Here is a 21368-nt window from a genome sequence, read left to right on the forward strand (position 1 = left end):
CGACATGGATCACACCGCGGACCGATCACCGCCGGTGCGTAGGCTCGAGCGGTGACGTTCGACGGATTCCCCGAGGCTGCGCTCGACTTCTACGACGACCTCGAGGCCGACAACACCAAGACCTTCTGGACCGAGAACCGGCACCGCTACGACGAGCACGTCGCGGCACCGGCGAAGGCATTCGTGGCTGCGCTCGGCAACGAGTTCGGCCAGGCCAAGATCTTCCGGCCGTACCGCGACGTCCGGTTCAGCAAGGACAAGACGCCCTACAAGACCCACCAGGGGATCTTCGTCGCGGTCGGCCCGTCGCTCGGCTACTACGTGCAGGTCGGTGCGCCAGGAATCGCGACCGGCGCCGGGTTCTACGACGCCTCCCCCGCACGCGTCGCGAGCCTGCGCGAGGCGATCGTGCACGACACGTTCGGCGCCGAGCTGGAGGCGATCGTCGAGACGCTCGAGTCAGCCGGGTGGGTGCGCGGTGGGCAGCGGCTCAAGACCTCGCCCCGCGGCTACGACGCCGACCACCCACGGATCGACCTGCTGCGCCACAAGTCGCTGACGGTGCGCCGCGATCGCGGCTTCGGTCCCGACGTCGTGGGCACGCCCGCCCTGCTCGACGTCGTGCGCGCCGACTGGCGCGAGACGCAGCCGCTGCTCGACTGGGTCGGCCTCCACGTCCGCGGCTGAGGCCACTTCCGGTGGCTGAGGTGTGAGTGCGCTCTGGCGCACGAGCCTCGAAGCCTCGGTTGGTGGCGGTACCCCTTTCGAGGCTCCTTCGTCGCACCTCACGGGGCGGAGTTCAGCGGCGGAGGAGATAGAGGTCCATGACCCAGCCGGAGGCAGCCTTCGCCTCGACACGGGCGGACTCGATCGCGGGCACGACGTCGCCGACCCGGCCCGACACGAGGCGCTCGGAGTCGGCGCCGAGGTTGGCGCCCCACCAGATGGTCCAGTCCTCGAGGCCGGCGAGGTCGAGGCGGCCCGTCAGGAACACGAGCACGTTGTCGGCGCCGCCGTCGACCGCCTCGCGCAGGCGCCGCGCCGTCGTGACGGTGATCGGCTGGCCCACCTCGTGCAGCACGATGCGGTGTCGGGCCGCGAGCAGCTGCAGCGCGGAGATCCCCGGCAGGACATCCCACGCGAAGTCCAGCGAGCCCCGCGCCAGCACCCGCTCGACCACCCGGATCGTCGAGTCGTAGAACGCCGGGTCACCCCACACCAGCAGGACCCCCGCACCCAGATTTGCGCCCAGTTGTGCGGAATCGCCATCGACGAACTGCACAACTGGGCGCAAATCTGGGTCGGTCCAGGCGGCGGTCAGGGCGGACTCCCAGGCGGCGGCGCGGGCCTCGTGCCAGTCGGACACGACGCCTTCGTAGTCACCCACCGTCGCCGTCGAGCGCTCCGTCCGGTCGCGCTCGGGGTCGACGACCTCGACGACGCGCAGGTCCGGGGCGTAGCGGTCGAGGATCGCGCGGCGGGCCGCCGCCAAGGGGTCGCCCTCACGCTTGACGGTGACCAACGCGAACGACGCCGACCGCAGCGCCTCGACCGCCTCGACCGTCAGGTGCCCGGGGTCGCCGCAGCCGATGCCGACCAAGCGCAGGCGCTGAGCGGCCGGGCTCACCACCAGTCGATCCCCGTCACGCCCGGTCCTCCAGGTCGCCCTCGACCTCGAGGTAGACCGCGTGCATCGCGGCCACGACCTCCGGGTCGGGCTCGGCCCACAGGCCACGCTTGGCTGCCTCGTCGAGCTTCTCGACGATCCCCCGCAGCGCCCACGGGTTCGACGTGCGCATGAACTCCTGCGTCTCGGGGTCGAGCACGTACTCCTTCGCGAGCGACTCGTACATCCAGTCGTGCACCACGCCGGCCGTGGCGTCGAAGCCGAACAGGTAGTCGACCGTGGCCGCCAGCTCGAACGCGCCCTTGTAGCCGTGGCGACGCATCGCGCCGATCCAGCGCGGGTTGACGACGCGCGAGCGGAAGACGCGGTTGGTCTCCTCCTGCAGCGTGCGGGTGCGGACCGCGTCGGGCGAGGTGGAGTCGCCGACGTAGGCCTTGGGGTCGGAGCCCGTCAGCGCGCGCACGGTGGCGACCATGCCGCCGTGGTACTGGTAGTAGTCGTCGGAGTCGGCGATGTCGTGCTCGCGGGTGTCGATGTTCTTCGCGGCGACCTTGATGCGCTTGTACGACGTGCGCATGTCGTCGGCCGCCGGCACGCCGGAGAGGTCGCGGCCGTAGGCGAAGCCGCCCCAGGCCGTGTACACCTCGGCGAGATCCGCGTCATCGCGCCACGTGCCCGACTCCACGAGCTGCAGGATGCCCGCACCGTAGGACCCGGGGGCCGAGCCGAAGATACGGGTCGTCGCGCGCCGGTCGTCACCGTGCTCGGCGAGGTCGGCCTGCGTGTGGGCACGCACGAAGTTGCGGTCGGCGGGCTCGTCGAGGCCCGCCACGAGCCGCACGGCGTCGTCGAGCATCGCCACGACGTGCGGGAACGCGTCGCGGAAGAATCCCGAGATGCGCACCGTGACGTCGATGCGGGGGCGGCCCAGCTCCTCGAGCGAGACGACCTCGAGGTCGCCGACGCGGCGGGACGCCTCGTCCCACACCGGGCGGACGCCCAGCAGGGCCAGCACCTCGGCGATGTCGTCGCCGCTCGTGCGCATCGCCGATGTGCCCCACACCGACAGCCCCACCGAGGCCGGGTACTCGCCGGTCTCCTCGAGGTACTTCGCGAGGAGCGACTCGGCCATGGCCTGACCCGTGCCCCACGCCAGGCGCGACGGGACGGCGCGCGGGTCGACGGTGTAGAAGTTGCGGCCCGTGGGGAGCACGTTGACGAGCCCCCGCAGCGGGGAGCCCGACGGACCGGCCGGGATGAAGCCGCCCTCGAGCGCGTGCAGGATCGCGTCGAGCTCGCCTCGGGTGCCGTCGAGCCGGGGCACGACCTGCGTGGCGGCGAACTGCAGCACGCTCTGCACGCCCGGGTCGTCGTGGAGGCCGGTGGCCGCGGCCGCGTCCCAGCCGGAGGCCGCCAGGCCCTCGACCAGCGCACGGGCCTGGGCCTCGATCGCGTCGACCGCCGAGGTGGCCTCGCCGTCCTTCAGACCCAACGCGGCGCGCAGGCCGGGGACCGCCCCGGACTCCCCGCCCCACACCTGCGAGGCGCGCAGGATCGCGAGCACCAGGTCGACCTGCACCGAGTCGACTGGCGCCTGCCCCAGCACGTGCAGGCCGTCGCGGATCTGGACGTCCTTGATCTCGCAGAGCCAGCCGTCGACGTGCATGATGAAGTCGTCGAACGACTCGTCGTCGGGCTGCTCGTCGAGGCCGAGGTCGCGGTGCATCTCGGCCGAGCGCATCAGCGTCCAGATCTCGCCGCGGATCGCCGGCAGCTTGGCCGGGTCCATCGCGGCGATGTTGCCGTACTCGTCGAGCAGCTGCTCGAGCCGGGCGATGTCGCCGTACGTCTCGGCCCGCGCCATCGGCGGGATCAGGTGGTCGACGATCACGGCGTGCGCGCGGCGCTTGGCCTGCGCGCCCTCGCCCGGGTCGTTGACGAGGAACGGGTAGATCAGGGGCATGTCGGCGATCGCGGCGTCGGTCGCGCACGAGGCCGACAGTGCAGCGTTCTTGCCCGGCAGCCACTCCATCGAGCCGTGCTTGCCCAGGTGCACGACGGCGTGCGCGCCGAAGCCGCCGCGGTCGGGCTGCGCCCGCAGCCAGCGGTACGCCGCGAGGTAGTGGTGCGAGGGCGCCATGTCGGGGTCGTGGTAGATCGCGACGGGGTTCTCGCCGAAGCCGCGGGGCGGCTGGATCAGCAGCACGACGTTGCCGGCCTGGAGCGTCGCGAGCACGATGTGGCCGTCGGCGTTGACGAACAACGTGCCGGGCGCCGCGCCCCAGGCCTCGACGATCTCGTCTTTGAGGTCCTGCGGGAGGTCGGCGGTCCACTCCTCGTACTGCTCGGGTGTGATCCGCACGTGCGAGTCGGTGAGCTGCGCGCTCGTCAGCCACTCCTCGTCCTGGCCGCCCGCGTCGATCAGCGTGTGGATCAGCGCGTCACCGGCGGCGGTGTCGTCGTCCATCGCGATGATGCGCAGGACCTCGTTGCCCTCGCCGAGGTCGTAGCCGGCCTCGGCCATGCGGCGCAGCAGACGCACGGTCGACACCGGGGTGTCGAGGCCCACCGCATTGCCGACGCGGCTGTGCTTGGTGGGGTAGGCCGAGAGCATCAGCGCGACGCGACGCTCGGACGCGGGCACGTGACCCAGGCGGGCGTGGTGCGCCGCGATGCGGGCCACACGGTCGCAGCGCTCGGGATCGGCCACGTAGCGGGGCAGGCCGTCCTCGTCGATCTCCTTGAACGAGAACGGCGCCGTGATGATGCGGCCGTCGAACTCCGGGATCGCGATCTGGTTGGCCGAGTCGAGCGGCGTGACGCCGTCGTCGTTGGCGAGCCACTCCTCGCGGCTCGACGTGAGGCACAAGCCCTGGAGGATCGGGATGTCGAGCGCCGCCATGCGGGCGACGTCCCAGGCCTCGTCGTCGCCGCCGGCCGAGGACGCGGCGGGGGTGGAGCCGCCGGCGGCCAGCACCGTGACGATCAGCGCGTCGAGCGAGCCGAGCGCCGCGTAGAGGTCGTCGGGGGCGGAGCGGAGCGAGCTCGAGAACACCGGCAGGCCGACGGCCTCGCCCGTGGCGTCGATCGCGTCGGCGAGCGCGTGCGCGAAGTCCTCGTTGCCCGCGGTGTGGTGCGCGCGGTAGAACAGCACGCCCACGCGGGGCAGGTCGGTGTCCTTCGACTCGCGGTCGAGCCAGCCCCAGGTCGGCACCTGGTGCGGCGGCTCGAAGCCCTCGCCGGTGAGCAGCACGGTGTCGGAGGCGAAGGCGTGCAGCTGCGTGAGGTTGGCCGGCCCGCCCTCGACGAGGTAGCGGTGCGCCTCTGCGGCGACGCCGACCGGCACGGTCGACATCTCCATGAGCTCGGCGTTGGGGGTGAGCTCGCCGCCGAGCACGATCATCGGCTTGCCCGTGGATCGGATGCGGTCGAAGCCGGCGCACAGGTCCTGGGGCGAGCCGAGCACGCGGGCGATCACGAGGTCCGAGGCCTCGATCGCCTCGGCCATGGACTGGTGTCCCTCGACCTGGCGGGACGGGTTGGCCCACAGGTAGTCGGCGCCACTCGCGCGGGCCGACAGCAGGTCGGTGTCGGACGTGGACAGCAGCGCGATGCGCGTCATGACGTGCTCCTCCGGGGTTCTCGCCCCATGGATGACGGGAGTCCGGTGGTCAGTGTCTGGCTGACCGGTCGCGAACGACCGGCTCACAGTGGCGGAACCGCCCCGGACTTGCACCGGGTTCCTGGATCCACGCGGACGGTGGCGCCAGCGTATCCGCCTCAGGTGACCGACTGCGCCCCGCTCCCGACAGGCCCGTCAGGAGTGGGCGAGCACGCAGTCGCCGCAGTACCCGCCGCCGGGCAGGCGGTAGTAGAGGCAGCAGGAGCGGCGCACGAACGGCGGGCCCACGTCGGCGGTACCACTCAGGAGCGGGTGCTCGAGCAGGTCGAGGAGCAACCGTCCGGCTGCCGGTGCGAGGGCGGGATCGGCCTGGGCGACCATGCGGGCGGCGCCGTGCACGGCCGAGACGGCATTGCCCCAGCCGATCTTCGTCGAGACGCCGTGCTCGGAGTCGAGGCGTTCGACGAGCGGCGAGATCAGCACGTCGACGGCCTCGCTCGGCGTGTGCCGTCCCCAGGTCGGGGCCGCGAGCCGCATCGGTCCGCCTTCGACGGGCTGCCATGAGAACGACCGGGGATCCGGGGCCGGCACGCCGAGCAGCGCCGCGCCGATCGCGGGCGAGAGCACTCGCGCGAAGATCCCGAGCGACGCCGTCGACGCGGCCACGCGCTCCTCGACGTCCACGCCCGATCGCACCTGCAACGCGTCGCGGGTCCAGCGAACCCGCTCCGCCAGGGCGGGCCCGGAGACGAGGCCGTCGACCGGTCGCCACGGGCCGTCGTCGAGCGGCTCGACGACGAAGAACGGCCCCAGCCGCGCCAGCCCCGTCGCCCCCATGGGCCGTCACGGTACTGCCCCTCGGCTAAGGTGCGATCGCCAGCGCAAGGGAATCCGGTGTGACTCCGGGACTGACGCGCAGCGGTGAGGGTGACGAGCGGGACAGACGTCACTGGGACTCCTTCGGGGGTCCTGGGAAGGCGTTCCGTGAGGGTGATCCCGAGTCCGAAGACCTGCTGGCACGCCGCGACGTCCGTCGCGGTGCGTCCCCCGGGTCTCGCGAACGGACCACCGATGCCGAGGAGTGCCCATGCGCACCCGTCTGTCCCTTCCCCTCGCCCTCGCCACCAGCACCGCCCTGCTCCTGACGGCCTGCGCCTCGTCCGACGAGGGCGACTCCGGTCCCGTCGCCGCGGGCTACCCCGTCACGGTCGAGACCTGCCACGGTGACGTCACGCAGGCCGACCGCCCTGAGCGGATCGTCTCGCTCAACCAGGGCACGACCGAGATCCTGCTGTCCCTCGGCCTCGCCGATCGCCTGGTCGGCACCGCCGGCTGGACCGACCCGATCCTGCCGGACCTGGAGCAGGACAACGACGCCGTCGAGCGCCTGGCCGACCAGGCCCCGTCGCTCGAGGTCGTCCTCGACACCGAGCCCGACCTCGTGACGGCGTCCTTCACCAGCACCCTGACCGAGGGCGGTGTCGCCTCGGCCGACCAGCTCTGGGACGACTACGAGCTCCCCGCCTACCTGTCGGCCGCCGAGTGCGGCAAGGTCGAGGAGGGCAACACCGACGGCGCTCGCGAGGGTACGCTCGAGATGGACGACATCTACGCCGAGGTGCGCCAGCTGGCCGACCTCACCGACACCGGCGACGAGGGCGAGGCGCTGGTCGCCGACCTCGAGGCTCGCATGACCGCAGCCGGCTCCCCCACCCTGGGCGAGGGCGTCTCGGTCATGTACTGGTTCGCCAACAGCGAGTCGCCCTACATGGCCGGCTGCTGCGGCGGACCCGGCATCGTGTCGCGGGCCCTCGGCCTCGACAACGTGCTGGCCGACCAGACGGGCGAGTGGCCCCAGATCAACTGGGAGGTCGTGGCCGCCGAGGACCCCGACGTGCTGGTGATCGGCGACCTGACCCGCAAGAGCCAGACTGCCGAGACGGCCGCCGCGAAGATCGCCTTCCTGGAGTCGAACCCCGTCACGAGCCAGATGACGGCCGTCAGGGAGAAGCGCTACATCCACCTGGCCGGCGCCGAGCTCAACCCGTCGATCCGCACGGTCGACGCGGTCGAGAAGGTCGCCCAGGGCCTGCGCGACCTTGGACTCGCGAGCTGACCATGACCCGACCGGGTTCGACTCAACGGGGCTCCCGACACCTGGGCACGCTCGGCACCGCCGCCCTGGTGCCGCTCGCCCTCGTGGCGCTGGCCGTGTCGATCGCGGTCGGCACCACGATCGGCCCGTCGGACCTGGGCCCGCACGACGCCTTCGCGGTGTTCCTCGAGCGCATCGGCGGGCCCGACTCCGGGCTGTCGGGCGTGCGCGAAGGGATCATCTGGGACCTGCGGCTGCCCCGCGCCGTGCTGGCCGCGATCTGCGGCGCGGGTCTGGCGCTGTGCGGGGTCGTGCTGCAGTCGCTGCTGCGCAACCCGCTGGCCGACCCGTTCGTGCTGGGCGTCTCGTCCGGTGCCTCGACGGGCGCCGTGCTGGTCGTGGTCACGGGCCTCGGGGCCGGCGCGATCGGCCTGGCGACGGGTGCCTTCATCGGCTCGATGCTCGCCTTCGGGCTGGTCCTGCTGCTGGGCTTCGTCACCGGCGGCACGACCGACCGCATGATCCTCGCCGGCGTCGCCGCGACCCAGCTGTTCTCGGCGCTCACGTCGTTCATCGTCTACACGGCAGCCGACGCCGAGCAGACCCGCGGCGTGCTGTTCTGGCTCCTCGGGTCGCTGAGCTCGGCCTCGTGGTCCGACGTCGTGGTCTGCGGCTCGGTCGTGCTGCTGGGGGTCGCGGTCTGCTGGTCCGCCGCCGGCACGCTCGACGCGTTCACCTTCGGCCAGGACGCCGCCGCGTCGCTCGGCGTCTCCGTCGCGAAGGTGCGGTTCCTGCTGCTCGTCATGACGGCGCTCATGACCGCCGTCATCGTGTCGACGTCGGGCGCGATCGGCTTCGTCGGCCTGGTGCTGCCGCACGCGGCGCGGGCGGTCGTGGGGGTGCGGCACCGACTCCTCGTGCCGACCGCCACGGTGCTCGGCGCGATCTTCCTGGTGTGGGTCGAGATCGGGTCGCGCGTCGTGATCGCGCCGCAGGAGCTCCCGGTGGGGGTGGCCACCGCCCTGGTCGGCGTGCCGGCCTTCGTCCTGATCCTGCTCCGTCAGCGCAGGAGGCAGGCATGAGCATCGAGACCCGCGACGCGACCTGGTCGACCCGCGGCACCGTGATCGTCGACGGCGTCACGATCGACGTCGCCCCCGGCAGCACCGTGGGCCTGCTCGGGCCGAACGGCTCCGGCAAGTCCTCCCTGCTCCGGCTGCTCGCGGGCCTGCGCCCCACCTCCTCCGGTGTCGTGCGGCTCGGTGGCGACCCGATCGCGGGCCTGAGTCGCCGCCAGGTCGCGCGCCGGCTCGCGATGGTCGAGCAGGAGTCGGCGACCGACGCCGACCCGACGGTCCGCGACGTCATCGGGCTGGGCCGGCTGCCGCACCGGGCACCGTGGTCGCCGGAGAGCGCGAATGACCGGGCGATGGTCGCCAGCGCGGCCGCGACGATGCGCACCGCCCACCTGCTCGACCGCAGCTACATGACGCTCTCGGGCGGCGAGCGGCAGCGCGTGCAGATCGCTCGGGCCCTCGCCCAGCAACCGACCGAGCTGCTGCTCGACGAGCCGACGAACCACCTCGACGTCCGGCACCAGCTGGAGCTGCTCGAGCTCGTCCGAGCCACTCCGACGACGACCGTGATGGCGCTGCACGACCTCAACCACGCCGCGACGTACTGCGACCGGCTCGTCGTGCTCGACGGCGGCCGGGTGCACGCCGCCGGACGGCCGGCCGAGGTCCTGACCCCGACACTGCTCGCCGAGGTCTACGGCGTCGAGGCCGTCGTGGAGTCGGGGGCCCACGGCCTGCACGTCCGGTACGTGCGAGCCCTGCCGGTGACGACGCCGGTCGAGGAGAGGATGTCGAGATGACGACGCACGAGACCGGTCGCGACCGGTCCGACCGGTGCCCCGGGGTGCTCCGCCCCTGGATCGCCGACGACGGTGCTCTGGTGCGGCTGCGGCTGATCGGCGGGCGGCTGCCAACCGCCGCGCTCGCTGCGTTGACCGAGATCGCCGCCGAGCACGCCGACGGCCACCTGTACCTGACCAAGCGGGCCAACGTGCAGCTGCGCGCCCTCGCCCACGAGGACGGCTGCGTGTCACCGGCGTTCGTCGAGGCGGTCACCGCGGCCGGGCTGCTGCCGAGTGCGACGCACGAGCTCGTCCGCAACGTCATGGTCTCGCCGCTCTCGGGTCGCCGCGGGGGCCAGGCCGACCTGCGAGCCGTGGCGGACCGCTACGACGAGCTCGTCCGGGCCGATCCCGAGCTTGCGGCGCTCTCCGCCCGGTTCCTCGTGGTGCTCGACGACGGACGCGGCGACCTCGTCGACCGCTCGCTCGACCTCGGCGCGATGGCGGTCTCGGCCACCGAGGCCCAGCTGCGGGCGGGCACCCGCGGCTGGGGCGAGGTCGTCGCGATCGACGAGCTCCCGGAGACGCTCGTCGCCCTGGCCCACCGGTTCCTGGCAGTGAACCGCGACGGCGGGGGTGCCGGGCCACGGGCGGCAGATGGCGCCGCGTGGCACGTGGACGAGCTGCCGGACGCCCACCTGACGATCCTGGGCCACCCCCACGCGCGCGACCTGCGCACCCACGTGACCGCCCTTCCCCTGCCGCACGGCAGCGTCGCGCAGGACGACGGGCGCACCGCCGAGCACCTCGCCGTCCCCGACGGCCGACTCACCCCCGACCTCGCGGCCACGGTCCTCGACCGGGCCGGTGACGAGGTCGTCGTGACCCCGTGGCGCAGCCTGCTGCTGCCCGACCTGGAGAAGACCCCATGACCCTCGCTCCCCCCACCAGCCGCTACCCCTACGAGGGCAGCGGCTCCGCGATCTACGACGACTCGTTCGCGACGATCCGCGCCGAGGCCGACCTCACGGCGATCCCCGTCGATGCGGAGAAGGTCGCGGTGCGGATGATCCACGGCACCGGCCAGGTCGACCTCGCGGGCGACCTCGTGATCCACCCCGGTCTCGTGACGGCTGCCCGTGGCGCGCTGGAGTCGGGTGCGCCGATCCTGACCGACGCGCACATGGTGGCCTCCGGCGTGACCCGCGCGCGGCTCCCGAAGGACAACGACGTCATCTGCCTGCTGCGCGACCCGCGCGTGCCGGATCTCGCCCGGTCGTGGGGCACGACCCGGTCGGCCGCCGCGGTGTCGCTCTGGGGCACCCGGATGGAGGGTGCCGTGGTCGCGATCGGCAACGCACCGACCGCGCTGTTCCACCTGCTCGAGCTGCTGGCCGACGGCGCCGCGCCGCCGGCCGCGATCGTGGGCGTGCCGGTCGGCTTCATCGGTGCGGCCGAGTCGAAGGAGGCCCTCGCGGGCTTCGCCGCCGAGACCGGGATCGACGTGCCGTTCGTGACGGTGCGCGGCCGCCGCGGCGGGTCGGCCATGGCCGCCTCGGCCCTCAACGCCCTGGCCCAGGAGCGCGAGTGAACGGCCAGACCCCTCCGCCCCTTGAGGTGCGAGGAGGAACGACGAGCCTCGAAAGGGGTACCGAGCCACGAATGGGTAGGTTCCGAGTCGTCGGGGTGGGCCCCGGCGACCCGGAGCTCATCACGCTCAAGGCTGCCCGGCTGATCGAGTCGGCCGACGTCGTGGCGTACCACCAGGGCGTGGGCAAGAGCTCGAACGCGCGGCGCATCGCGTCGGGCCTGTTCCCCGACGGCGTGCTCGAGGAGGTCCTCCAGTACCCCGTCACGACCGGCGTCGTCGACCACCCGGGTGGCTACGACGGGGCGATGAGCGACTTCTACGACGACTGCGAGCGCCGCGTCGGCGCGCACCTCGAGGCCGCGCGCGACGTCGTGCTGCTGGCCGAGGGCGACCCGCTCTTCTACGGCTCGGCGATGTACCTGCACGACCGCCTCTCGAGCCGGTTCGACACCGCCGTGGTGCCGGGCGTGCCCGCGTTCGTGGCCGCGACGGCCACGGCCGGGATTCCCCTCGTGCGCCACACCGACGTGCTCACGGTGCTGCCCGGCACGCTGCCGGTTCCGGAGCTCGCCCGGCGCCTGGCCGACACCGATGCGGCGATCATCATGAAGCTCGGCCGCACGTTCCCCGGCGTGCGCGACGCGCTCGAGCAGGCCGGCCGCCTCGACGGCGCGCTGTACGTCGAGCGCGCCTCGATGGCCGAGGAGCGGTACCTGCCCGTGGCCGACGTCGACCCGGCGTCCGTGCCGTACTTCTCGCTCATCGTCGTCCCCGGCGACACCAAGCCCCTACCGGTGGTTGAGGTGCGACGAGGAACGAGGAGCCTCGAAGTCACCCCAGCCGCCGAGGTCCTCGTGGTCGGCCTCGGTCCCGGCCCCGACGCGTGGCTGACCCCCGAGGCCTCCGACGCGCTCGCCGAGGTGGGTCACGTCATCGGCTATGCCCCCTACGTCGACCGGGTGCCCCAGCGCGCCGGCCTCCAGCGCCACGCCTCGGGCAACACCGTCGAGGTCGACCGCGCCCGCCTCGCCCTCGACCTCGCGCTCGCCGGCGAGAAGGTCGCGGTCGTGTCCGGTGGCGACGCGGGGGTGTTCGGCATGGCGTCGGCGGTGTTCGAGGCGGCCGAAGCACCGGAGTACGCCGCCGTGTCGATCCGTGTGCTGCCCGGGGTCTCCGCGGTGCAGGCCGTCGCGGCTCGCGCGGGGGCTCCGGTCGGCGCCGACTTCGCGGTCGTGAGCCTCTCGGACCGACTCAAGCCGTGGGACGTCGTCGAGAAGCGGGTGCGGGCGATTGCCGAGGCCGACCTGGTGATGGCGGTCTACAACCCGCGCTCACGCAGCCGCACGACCCAGGTCGCCGACCTGCAGCAGATCCTGCTCGAGCACCGCGCTCCCGAGACCGTGGTGGTGGTGGGTCGCGACATCGGTCGCGCCGAGGAGTCACTCACCGTCACGACGCTGGCCGACCTCGACCCGGAGTCGATCGACATGAAGTGCCTGCTGATCATCGGCGCCTCCTCCACCCGGGTCACCCCCACCGGCCAGGTCTGGACCCCCCGCTTCGTCCTCTAATCCAGGCGTTCCGCTCGCGAGAGACTTTGTTGGTGGTCACGAGAGACTTTGTTGGTGGTCGCGAGAGACTTCGTGCCAACAAACTCTCTCCTGTGCACACACAAAGTCTCTCGCGAGCGGTACCTAGGTGGGGTTGGACTTGAGGGAGCGGTCGCGGGTGGGGGCGTAGAGATAGGACTCGCCAGCGCGGACGTCCTCGGCGAGGGCGCGACCCACGAGCACCACGGCCGCCTGGCGCAGGCCCGCGGCCTCCACCTGGTCGGCGATGTCGGCCAGCGTGCCGCGCAGCACGAGCTGGTCGGGACGCGAGGCGTGCGCGACGACGACGACCGGGCAGTCGGCGCCGTAGTGCTCGGCGAGCTCGGCGGCGAGCACCCGCGTGCGGGTGATGGCCAGGTGCAGGCACAGCGTCGCCCCGGTGGCGGCGAACGCGGCGAGCGACTCCCCCTCGGGCATCGCCGTCGAGCGAGCCTGCGTGCGCGTCAGCACGACCGACTGCACGAGCTCCGGCACCGTCAGCTCGGCCGCGACCGTGGCCGCCGCGGCGGCGTAGGCCGGCACGCCGGGCGTGACGTCCCACGGGACGCCGCGCACGTCGAGCCGCCGGCCCTGCTCGTGCACCGCGGAGTAGAGCGACGGGTCGCCGGAGCAGAGCCGCACGACGTCGAGCCCGGCCTCGTGCGCGCCCACGAGCTCGGCCGTGATGCAGTCGAGGTCGAGGTCCTGCGTGTCGACGAGACGCACGCCGTCGCGGCAGTGGCTGAGCACCTCGGCGTCGAGGTAGGTGCCGGCGTAGACGACGACGTCGGCGGCGCGCAGCATCGCGGCGGCGCGCAGGGTCAGCAGGTCGGCCGCACCCGGGCCGGCTCCGACGAAGTGGATCGTCACGGCGTCTCTCCCTTCGTCACGGCCCACTGCACGACGGCGCGCGCGGGCTCCCATCCGGTGAACGTGCCGATCGGGCGGGCGGTCTCGACCGCGACGCGGGTCAGCTCCCCGCCCACCCGGCTCGCCCAGTCGACGACGACCCGCTCGGTCTCGAGCGTCACGGCGTGCACGACGAGTCGTCCGCCGGGGCCGAGTCGGTCCCACACCGTGTCGAGCACGCCCTCACGGGTCGCACCGCCGCCGACGAAGACGGCGTCCGGCCGGGGCAGGTCCGTCAGCGCGTCTGGTGCGCGACCCTCGACGACCCGGAGCGCGGGCACGCCGAGGCGAGCCGCGTTGTCCGCCACGTTCGCCGCCCGGTCCGGGTGCGACTCGACCGCGAGGGTGCGGCAGGTCGGGTGGGCGCGCATCCACTCGATGCCGACCGACCCGGCACCGGCACCGACGTCCCAGAGGAGTGCCCCCGGCGTCGGCGCGAGACGGGCGAGCGCGGAGGCGCGCAGGTCGCGCTTGGTCAGCTGTCCGTCGTGCTCGAAGGCGTCGTCCGGCAGTCCTGCCGACCAGCCCAGCACCGTCGTGGACGGGTCGGCGACGACCTCCACCGCGAGCACGTGCAGCGACGGCACGACGTGCCCCCAGGAGTCGGCCGGCCCGACCGCGGCGGTCTCGTCGGCTGCTCCGAGGTTCGCCAGGGCGGTGAGCCGGCTCGTGCCGAGGCCCGCACTGACGAGCAGGGCCGCGACCTCGTCCGGCACGTCGGCGTCGCGGCTGAGGACGAGCAGCCGCTGACCGTCCGCGAGGTGGCGCGGCAGCACCGCGTGGTCGCGCAGCAGGGTGACGGTCTCGGCGGCCCAGCCCATCCGCGCCCGCGCAAGCGCCTCGGACGAGACGGCCGGGTGGACGATGAGGTGCTCGGCCGGCACGAAGTCCTGCAGCGTCGTGGCGATGCCGGCCACGTACGGATCCCCGGAGGCGAGCACGACGACCCGGCGACCCGCCCAGGTCTCGACCACGCCGGGCAACGCCTCGCGCATCGGCGACGGCCACGGGAGCCGCTCGGCACCGATCTCGCTCGGCAGCATGGCCAGGTGGCGCTCGCCTCCGACCACGACCTCGGCCTGCGCGACCAGCGCGCGCAACCGGTCGGAAAGGCCGTCCCAGCCGTCGGCGCCGACGCCGACGACGTCCACTCCGCCGCGCGTCGGGGTCTCAGCCATGGCGCCGAGGCTAACGGGGCGCTGACGACCCGCTAGCCTGAGGCCGAACAGAACGGCCCGAGGTGCCCCGCATGGGGAGAATCGGGAAGCCGGTGAAAGTCCGGCACAGGGCCCGCTACGGTGACCCGGACCTGGATCCGGGAAGTCCGGAGACCGGCCTCGGGCCGCCCCACACGGCGCGCGGAGCGGGAGCCCCTTATGCCACGTCAGTACCCCTTCACGGCCGTCGTCGGTTCCGACGACATGGCCCTGGCGCTCGTCCTCGCGACGATCTCGCCCTCGATCGGCGGCGTCCTCGTGCGCGGCGAGAAGGGCACCGCGAAGTCGACGATGGTGCGCGCGCTCGCCGCCGTGCTGCCGCCGATCGACGTCGTGGCGGGCGACCGGTTCTCGTCCGACCCGCGCGACGCCGACCCGCTGTCGCCCGACGGCCCGTTCGGCCCCGAGCCCGCCGTCGAGACCCGTCCCGTGCGGCTCGTCGAGCTTCCCGTCGGCGCCTCCGAGGACCGCGTGCTCGGTTCGCTGCACCTGCAGAAGGCGCTCAGCGAGGGCGTCACGGAGTACGAGCCGGGCCTGCTGGCCAAGGCGCACCGCGGCATCCTCTACGTCGACGAGGTCAACCTGCTGCACGACCACCTGGTCGACCTGCTGCTCGACGCCGCCGCGATGGGCCGCAGCACCGTGGAGCGCGACGGTGTCTCGGTCGAGCACGCCGCCCGGTTCGTGCTGATCGGCACGATGAACCCCGAGGAGGGCGAGCTGCGCCCGCAGCTGCTCGACCGCTTCGGCCTCACGGTCGACGTCGCCGCGCCGCGTGACCCGCAGCTGCGCGCCGAGGTGACGCGTCGCCGGCTCGCGTTCGACGCCGCGCCCGAGACCTTCGGAGGCCGTTTCGCCGCCGAGGAGACCGCGCTGACCGAGCGACTCTCGGCCGCCCAGGAGCTGCTCGAGCAGGTGCTGCTCACCGACGACGACCTCGTGCGCATCGCCGAGATCTGCGCCGCGTTCGACGTCGACGGCATGCGCGCCGACATCGTCACCGCCCGCGCGGCCGTGGCCCACGCCGCGTGGCAGGGCCGCACCCACGTGACGACCGAGGACATCCGGGTCGCCGCCCGGCTCGCGCTGCCGCACCGCCGCCGGCGCAACCCGTTCGACGCCCCCGGCATCGACCAGCAGCAGCTCGACGACCTGCTCGGCGACGACGAGCCCCCGCCGCCGGAGGGTCCGGACGACGACGGACCGGACGGCGAGGGTCCCGACGACGACGGCCCGGACGACGGGGGCCAGGGTCCGGAGGGCCCGCCCGCGGGACCCGACGGCGGTGTTGACGACAGCGCAGACGACGGCACCAGCGACGGTCCGACCGAGGGTGACGCACCTCCGCCTCCACCCGCCGGTGACGCCGACGGCGAGCCGAAGGGCTCCGGCACGACCACCACGGCGCAGGCCGGCGAGCCGTCCCGCGCCCGACTCTTCACGGTCGACGGCCTCGGGGCCGGCGAGGCCGGTCGCCGCTCGCGCGCCCTGACCTCGAACGGTCGCCGCGTCGGCGCCCGACGACCCGAGGGCTCTGGGGGACGACTCGACCTCCCGCAGACCCTCTGGGCCGCCGCACCCCACCAGGCGGCCCGTCGAGCCGCCTCCCCGCTCCCTGAGGTGCGAGGAGGAACGACGAGCCTCGAAGGGCACTCCTCCAGGACCCGAGTCCGTCTCGATGCTGCAGACCTGCGGGTCGCGATCACGGAGGGCCGCGAGTCCAACCTCGTGCTGTTCTGCGTCGACGCCTCCGGCTCGATGGCGGCGCGCAAGCGCATGGAGCAGGTCAAGACCGCGATCCTCTCCCTCCTGCTCGACGCCTACCAGCGCCGCGACAAGGTCGGCCTCGTGACGTTCCGTGGCGGCGAGGCCGAGCTCGCGCTGCCGCCCACCGGCTCGATCGACATCGCCGCCCGCCGCCTCGACGACCTGCCCGCCGGCGGGCGCACGCCCCTGGCCGAGGGACTCCTCCAGGTGGTGGAGACGCTGCGCATCGAGCGCGTGCGCGACCCCCGGCGGCGCCCACTGCTGGTGCTGGTCACGGACGGCCGCGCGACCCACGGCGTCGACGCCGTCCCGCGGTCCCAGCGCGCCGCGATGCTCCTCGCGGGCGTCGAGACCGTCGTCGTCGACTGCGAGACGGGACGCATGAGCCTCGGCCTCGCGCGCCGCCTGGCCGAGGTCATGGAGGCGACCTACCTCCCGCTCGGCGACGTCACGGCCGACGCGCTCACGACCGTCGTGCGGACGGAGGTGGCCTGATGCCGCAGGGCGAGCCGCTGGCCGTCCCCGACGACGGCCTCACGACCAAGCAGCGCCGCAACCGGCCGCTGCTGATGGTCAACACCGGCGACGGCAAGGGCAAGTCCACGTCGGCGTTCGGCCTGGCGCTGCGCGGCTGGAACCAGGGCTGGGACATCGGCGTCTTCCAGTTCGTGAAGTCGGCCAAGTGGCGCATCGGCGAGCAGACCGTGCTCGAGCGCCTCGGCGAGCTGCACGCCCAGACCGGCGAGGGCGGCCCCGTCGAGTGGCACAAGATGGGTTCCGGCTGGTCGTGGTCGCGCAAGCAGGGCACCGACACCGACCACGAGGCCGAGGCCCTCGAGGGCTGGGGCGAGGTCAAGCGACGCATCGCCGACGAGCGCCACACGCTCTACGTGCTCGACGAGTTCACGTACGTGATGGAGCGCGGCTGGGTCGACGTCGACGACGTGGTCACCACGCTGCGCGACCGTCCCGGTCACCAGCACGTCATGATCACCGGCCGCCGCGCCCACCCCGCGCTGCGCGAGATCGCCGACCTCGTGACCGAGATGCAGCACGAGAAGCACCCCTTCGACCGCGGCCAAAAGGGCCAGAGGGGGATCGAATGGTAAGCGCGAGCCTGCCCCGCTTCGTCGTCGCGGCGCCTGCGTCGGGGCACGGGAAGACGACCGTCGCGACGGGGCTCATGGCGGCCCTCGCGGCGACGGGCCACGTCGTCAGCGGGCACAAGGTCGGGCCCGACTACATCGACCCCGGCTACCACTCCCTCGCGACCGGACGCCCCGGCCGCAACCTCGACCCGCACCTCGTCGGCGAGGACCGGCTCGCGCCGCTGCTGAAGCACGGGGCGCGCGGTGCGAGCCTGGCCGTGATCGAGGGCGTCATGGGGCTCTACGACGGCCAGATTGGGGGCGACGGATTCGCCTCCACCGCCCACGTCGCGGCCGTGACGCGCAGCCCCGTGGTCCTCGTGGTCGACATCTCGTCGGCCTCGCGCACGATCGGCGCGCTCGTCCACGGCATCGCGAGCTTCGACCCCGCCGTGCGCATCGCCGGGGTCATCCTCAACAAGTCCGGCTCGCAGCGCCACGCCGACGAGGTCCGTCGCTCGATCGAGCCCCTGGGCCTGCCGGTGCTCGGCGTGCTGTCGCGCGACGACGGCATTGTCGCGCCGTCGCGCCATCTCGGCCTCGTGCCCGCGCAGGAGCGTGACGAGGCCGCCCAGGCGCTCGACCGCCTCGCCGCCCAGGTCGCCGAGCGGATCGACCTCGATGCCGTCGTCGAGATCGCCCGCTCGGCCCCCGACCTCGACACCGCGGCCTGGGACCCCGCCGACCACGTGACGCCCGTCGAGGGTGCGCCGGTCGTGGCGGTCGCCGGCGGACGCGCGTTCACGTTCACGTACGCGGAGACGACCGAGCTGCTCGAGGCCGCGGGCTGCCGCGTCGAGGTGTTCGACCCGCTCACGTCGACCGAGCTGCCCGCCGGCACCCGGGCGCTCTACCTCGGCGGCGGGTTCCCCGAGGTCCACGCCGCCGGCCTCGCCGGCAACACGGCGCTGCGCGAGCAGCTGCGCCAGGCCGTGGCCGACGGCGTGCCGACCGTGGCCGAGTGCGCCGGGCTGCTGTACCTGTGCCGCAGCGTCGACGACGTGCCGATGATCGGGGCGCTCGATGCGGAGGCCGTCATGTCGCCCCGCCTCACCCTCGCCTACCGCACGGGCATCGCGGGCGAGGACACCCTCCTGACCCGGGCCGGCGAGCGCTTCACGGCCCACGAGTTCCACCGCACGCACGTCGAGCCCGTCCATGGCGACGTCGCCGCGTGGATCGACCGCGGGTCGTCGATCGGCTTCGCGGGCCCAGCGCTGCACGCGTCGTACCTGCACACCCACTGGGCCGGCGCCCCGCGCCTCGCGCAGCGTCTCGCCGACGCCGCTGCGGCGGCCCCCCCTGCTTCCGCCCCCTCCCTCAGGGGCCGGGCCGTGAGCCGTGCGGCGACGACGGTCGCCAACACCCGCCCCGACCGCGTCCCGGACCTCGGCTGGCACGGCGACGCGGAGCTCGACGACGGGCTGGTCGACCTCGCCGTCAACGTGACCGACGAGCCGCAGCCGGCCTGGCTCTCGCACGCCCTGGCGGACGCGATGACCCGCATCGCTGCCTACCCCGATCCCCGCGCGGCCGAGAAGGCCGTGTCGCGTCGGCACGGCCGTTCGCCCGCCGAAGTGCTGGCGACGTCGGGGGCCGCCGAGGGGTTCACGCTCGTCGCGCGCGCCCGGCCGTGGCGCCACGCCGTCGTGGTGCACCCGCAGTTCACCGAGCCCGAGGTTGCCCTGACGGCCGCCGGCCACGCCGTGCACCGCGTCGTCACCCGCGCCGAGGACGGCTTCCGGCTCGACCCCGAGGCGGTCCCCGACGAGGCGGACCTGGTCGTGATCGGCAACCCCACCAACCCCACCTCGGTGCTCCACCCCGTCACCGACCTGCGCCGGCTGCTGCGGCCGGGTCGGGTCGTCGTGGTCGACGAGGCCTTCATGGACGCCGTGCCGGGTGAACGGGCGAGCCTCACGGGCGTGCCGATGCCCGGACTCGTGGTGCTGCGAAGCCTGACGAAGCTGTGGGGCCTGCCCGGCATCCGCGCCGGCTACGTCGTCGGCGACGGCGAGGTCATCGCCGAGCTGCGCCGTCAGCAGCCGCCGTGGTCGGTCTCGACCCCGGCCCTGGCCGTGCTGGTCGCCACCGCCGGTGACGAGGCGGTCGCCGAGGCCGAGCGACGGGCCCGCCTCGTCACGACGCAGCGCGCGATCCTCGTCGACGGCCTGACCGAGCTCGGGGTGCCCGTCGTGGCTCCGGCCGCCGGTTCGTTCGTGCTGGCCCGCCCCGGCGAGGGCACCCACGCCCGCCTGCGCGCCGCGGGGTTCGCGGTCCGGCGCGCTGACACGTTCCCCGGCCTCGACGACTCCTGGGTGCGCATCGCGGTGCGACGCCCGACCACGACCCGCTCGCTCCTGGCGGCCTGGCGAGGGATGCGGCGATGACCGGACTGACGATCACGCCCGGCAGCCAGGTGCTGGTCACGGCGGGTGACGCCCGCACGGCGGCCCGGGTCGAGGCCCTCCTCGGCGCCCGCGCGCGTGTCGCGATCGTGACCCCCACGGTCTGCGCCACGATCGAGGACTGGCACCTGCGCGGACTCCTCGCCTGGGAGCCGCGCGAGGCGACGATCGACGACGTGCGCGCGGCCGACCTGGTCGTCAACGCCGTCACCACGGAGCCACTCCCCCAGGGCGACGACGCCCTCAGCGGTCCCGGCACCGTCACGCTCGTCGGCGGTGGACCCTCCGACCCCGGCCTCCTCACGGTCGCCGGGCACGCGGCCCTCCTGGCGGCCGACGTCATCGTCACCGACCGGCTGGCACCCCTCGCCGCCCTCGAGGCGCTGCCGCCACACGTCGAGATCATCGACGTCGCCAAGATCCCGCACGGCCGCTCGACGTCGCAGGAGGACATCAACCGCGTCCTCGTCGAGCATGCACTGGCCGGTCGCGACGTCGTGCGGCTCAAGGGCGGGGACCCGTTCGTCTTCGGCCGGGGCGGCGAGGAGCTCGACGCGTGCCACGCCGCCGGCGTGCCCACGCGCGTGCTGCCCGGCGTCACGTCGGCCATCGCCGCACCGGGCCTGGCGGGCATCCCCGTGACGCACCGCGGCGTCACCCAGGGCTTCACGGTGGTCTCGGGGCACGTCCCGCCCGGGCACCCCGACTCGACCGTCGACTGGTCCGCGCTCGCCCGCGCCGGCACCACGATCGTCGTGCTGATGGGGGTGCGCACGCTCCCCGCGATCGCCACGGCCCTGGTGGCGGGTGGCCTCGACGCCACCACCCCCGCCGCGGTCGTGGCCGATGCCGGCCGCAGCAGCCAGCAGGTGGTCCGCGGCACGGTGTCGACGATCGACGCCCTGGCCCGTGATGCCGGCATCGGCGCACCCGCGGTCGTCGTCGTGGGCGCCGTGGCGGCCCTGGGCGTCGGCCTCCCCTCGGCCGACCGCCAGGTCCACGCATGACCGTCTGGCTGCGGCACGGACAGTCCACCTGGAACGCGGCCGGGCGCTTCCAGGGCCACACGCCCCACCCGCCGCTCACGGAGCTCGGCCTCGAGCAGGCGCACGCCGCCGCGGCCGAGGCCGCCACGCTCAGGATCGACCACGTCGTGTCCTCTCCCGCTGTCCGGGCCCGGCAGACCGCGCTGGTCGTCGCCCGCGCACTGGGGCTCCCGGTGCACCTCGATCCTCGCCTCGTCGAGCAGGGGTACGGCGAGCCGATCGACCTGGTCGACGCCCGTACGGCAGGGGCGCTGGCCGACCTGCCCAGCGGCACGGTGCTCGCCGTGAGCCACGGCGACGTCATCGCGCGGGCCGTCGCCCTCGCGACCGGACGGCCCGCGCGACTGCCCGACAACGGCGAGCTCCAGATCGTTCCGTGAGACGTTTCCCGAGTCCGTCGCAAGCCGCAACGACCATGCCCTACGATCAGGCTGATCGAGACCTCGGAAGCCGGTGGAAGTCCGGCACAGTCGCGCTACTGTGACACCCGC

General features: G+C 73.6%; 17 protein-coding genes and 3 riboswitches. Of the genes, 12 read left to right on the forward strand and 5 right to left on the reverse strand.

Annotation, left to right across the window (positions count from 1 at the left end; genetic code table 11):
• Positions 1–51 precede the first annotated feature (51 nt).
• Positions 52–687 (forward strand): DUF2461 domain-containing protein, encoded by a 636-nt coding sequence (locus V6S66_RS15515; RefSeq protein ID WP_334207687.1) that lies wholly within the window; start codon positions 52–54, stop codon positions 685–687.
• A 112-nt stretch (positions 688–799) separates the two neighbouring features.
• Here V6S66_RS15515 and cobF read toward each other — a convergent pair whose 3' ends face one another.
• From cobF to V6S66_RS15530, 3 genes are all read right to left on the reverse strand, one after another.
• Positions 800–1630, reverse strand: coding sequence for a precorrin-6A synthase (deacetylating) (gene cobF, locus V6S66_RS15520; RefSeq protein WP_334207688.1), 831 nt, complete (start codon positions 1628–1630; stop codon positions 800–802).
• Positions 1631–1643: 13 nt separating this feature from the next.
• Positions 1644–5249: a cobaltochelatase subunit CobN gene (gene cobN / locus V6S66_RS15525; protein ID WP_334207689.1), complete on the reverse strand. Its 3606-nt coding sequence runs from the start codon at positions 5247–5249 to the stop codon at positions 1644–1646.
• A 30-nt stretch (positions 5250–5279) separates the two neighbouring features.
• A riboswitch (cobalamin riboswitch) is annotated at positions 5280–5425 on the reverse strand.
• A 19-nt stretch (positions 5426–5444) separates the two neighbouring features.
• Positions 5445–6086, reverse strand: a complete 642-nt coding sequence (locus V6S66_RS15530) for a (2Fe-2S)-binding protein (protein WP_334207690.1) — start codon at positions 6084–6086, stop codon at positions 5445–5447.
• A gap of 24 nt (positions 6087–6110) precedes the next feature.
• A riboswitch (cobalamin riboswitch) is annotated at positions 6111–6281 on the forward strand.
• Between the two features lie 55 nt (positions 6282–6336).
• On the opposite strand from V6S66_RS15530, the gene V6S66_RS15535 reads away from it, so the two are divergent.
• The 6 genes from V6S66_RS15535 (at position 6337) to cobJ (ending at position 12364) form a co-directional block, all read left to right on the forward strand.
• Positions 6337–7365 carry an ABC transporter substrate-binding protein gene (locus tag V6S66_RS15535; RefSeq protein WP_334207691.1) on the forward strand — a complete coding sequence of 343 codons (1029 nt, stop codon included), beginning with the start codon at positions 6337–6339 and terminating at the stop codon, positions 7363–7365.
• Positions 7366–7367: 2 nt separating this feature from the next.
• A complete protein-coding gene (locus tag V6S66_RS15540; protein WP_334207692.1) occupies positions 7368–8426 on the forward strand; it encodes a FecCD family ABC transporter permease in 1059 nt (352 codons plus the stop codon).
• Positions 8423–9220 carry an ABC transporter ATP-binding protein gene (locus V6S66_RS15545; protein ID WP_334207693.1) on the forward strand — a complete coding sequence of 266 codons (798 nt, stop codon included), beginning with the start codon at positions 8423–8425 and terminating at the stop codon, positions 9218–9220. Before V6S66_RS15540 ends, V6S66_RS15545 begins: the two co-directional genes overlap by 4 nt.
• Positions 9217–10134, forward strand: a complete 918-nt coding sequence (locus V6S66_RS15550; RefSeq protein ID WP_334207694.1) for a nitrite reductase — start codon at positions 9217–9219, stop codon at positions 10132–10134. Before V6S66_RS15545 ends, V6S66_RS15550 begins: the two co-directional genes overlap by 4 nt.
• Positions 10131–10793 carry a precorrin-8X methylmutase gene (locus V6S66_RS15555; protein WP_334207695.1) on the forward strand — a complete coding sequence of 221 codons (663 nt, stop codon included), beginning with the start codon at positions 10131–10133 and terminating at the stop codon, positions 10791–10793. Before V6S66_RS15550 ends, V6S66_RS15555 begins: the two co-directional genes overlap by 4 nt.
• 71 nt (positions 10794–10864) lie before the next feature.
• Complete coding sequence (gene cobJ, locus V6S66_RS15560) at positions 10865–12364, forward strand: precorrin-3B C(17)-methyltransferase (protein ID WP_334207696.1); 1500 nt, start codon at positions 10865–10867, stop codon at positions 12362–12364.
• Positions 12365–12487: 123 nt separating this feature from the next.
• Here the strand turns inward: cobJ and cobM are convergent, their stop codons facing one another.
• The gene (gene cobM, locus V6S66_RS15565) at positions 12488–13252 is read right to left on the reverse strand and encodes a precorrin-4 C(11)-methyltransferase (protein WP_334207697.1); all 765 of its coding nucleotides are present in this window, start codon (positions 13250–13252) and stop codon (positions 12488–12490) included.
• Positions 13249–14469 carry a precorrin-6y C5,15-methyltransferase (decarboxylating) subunit CbiE gene (gene cbiE / locus V6S66_RS15570; protein WP_334207698.1) on the reverse strand — a complete coding sequence of 407 codons (1221 nt, stop codon included), beginning with the start codon at positions 14467–14469 and terminating at the stop codon, positions 13249–13251. The genes cobM and cbiE overlap by 4 nt, the downstream gene beginning before the upstream one ends.
• A gap of 43 nt (positions 14470–14512) precedes the next feature.
• A riboswitch (cobalamin riboswitch) is annotated at positions 14513–14645 on the forward strand.
• Positions 14646–14667: 22 nt separating this feature from the next.
• Between cbiE and V6S66_RS15575 the strand changes: the two genes are divergently transcribed.
• The 5 genes from V6S66_RS15575 to V6S66_RS15595 are packed head-to-tail and all read left to right on the forward strand — an operon-like array spanning position 14668 to position 21257.
• Entirely contained in the window at positions 14668–16770 is a 2103-nt protein-coding gene (locus V6S66_RS15575; RefSeq protein ID WP_334207699.1) for a VWA domain-containing protein, read from the forward strand.
• Positions 16770–17384 carry a cob(I)yrinic acid a,c-diamide adenosyltransferase gene (gene cobO, locus V6S66_RS15580; protein WP_334207700.1) on the forward strand — a complete coding sequence of 205 codons (615 nt, stop codon included), beginning with the start codon at positions 16770–16772 and terminating at the stop codon, positions 17382–17384. Before V6S66_RS15575 ends, cobO begins: the two co-directional genes overlap by 1 nt.
• Positions 17378–19813, forward strand: coding sequence for a cobyrinate a,c-diamide synthase (locus V6S66_RS15585; protein ID WP_334207701.1), 2436 nt, complete (start codon positions 17378–17380; stop codon positions 19811–19813). Before cobO ends, V6S66_RS15585 begins: the two co-directional genes overlap by 7 nt.
• Positions 19810–20838: a uroporphyrinogen-III C-methyltransferase gene (gene cobA / locus V6S66_RS15590; protein WP_334207702.1), complete on the forward strand. Its 1029-nt coding sequence runs from the start codon at positions 19810–19812 to the stop codon at positions 20836–20838. The genes V6S66_RS15585 and cobA overlap by 4 nt, the downstream gene beginning before the upstream one ends.
• Positions 20835–21257: a histidine phosphatase family protein gene (locus V6S66_RS15595; protein ID WP_334207703.1), complete on the forward strand. Its 423-nt coding sequence runs from the start codon at positions 20835–20837 to the stop codon at positions 21255–21257. The genes cobA and V6S66_RS15595 overlap by 4 nt, the downstream gene beginning before the upstream one ends.
• Positions 21258–21368 lie beyond the last annotated feature (111 nt).

The organism is Aeromicrobium sp. Sec7.5, assembly GCF_036867135.1.
GTDB lineage: Bacteria > Actinomycetota > Actinomycetes > Propionibacteriales > Nocardioidaceae > Aeromicrobium.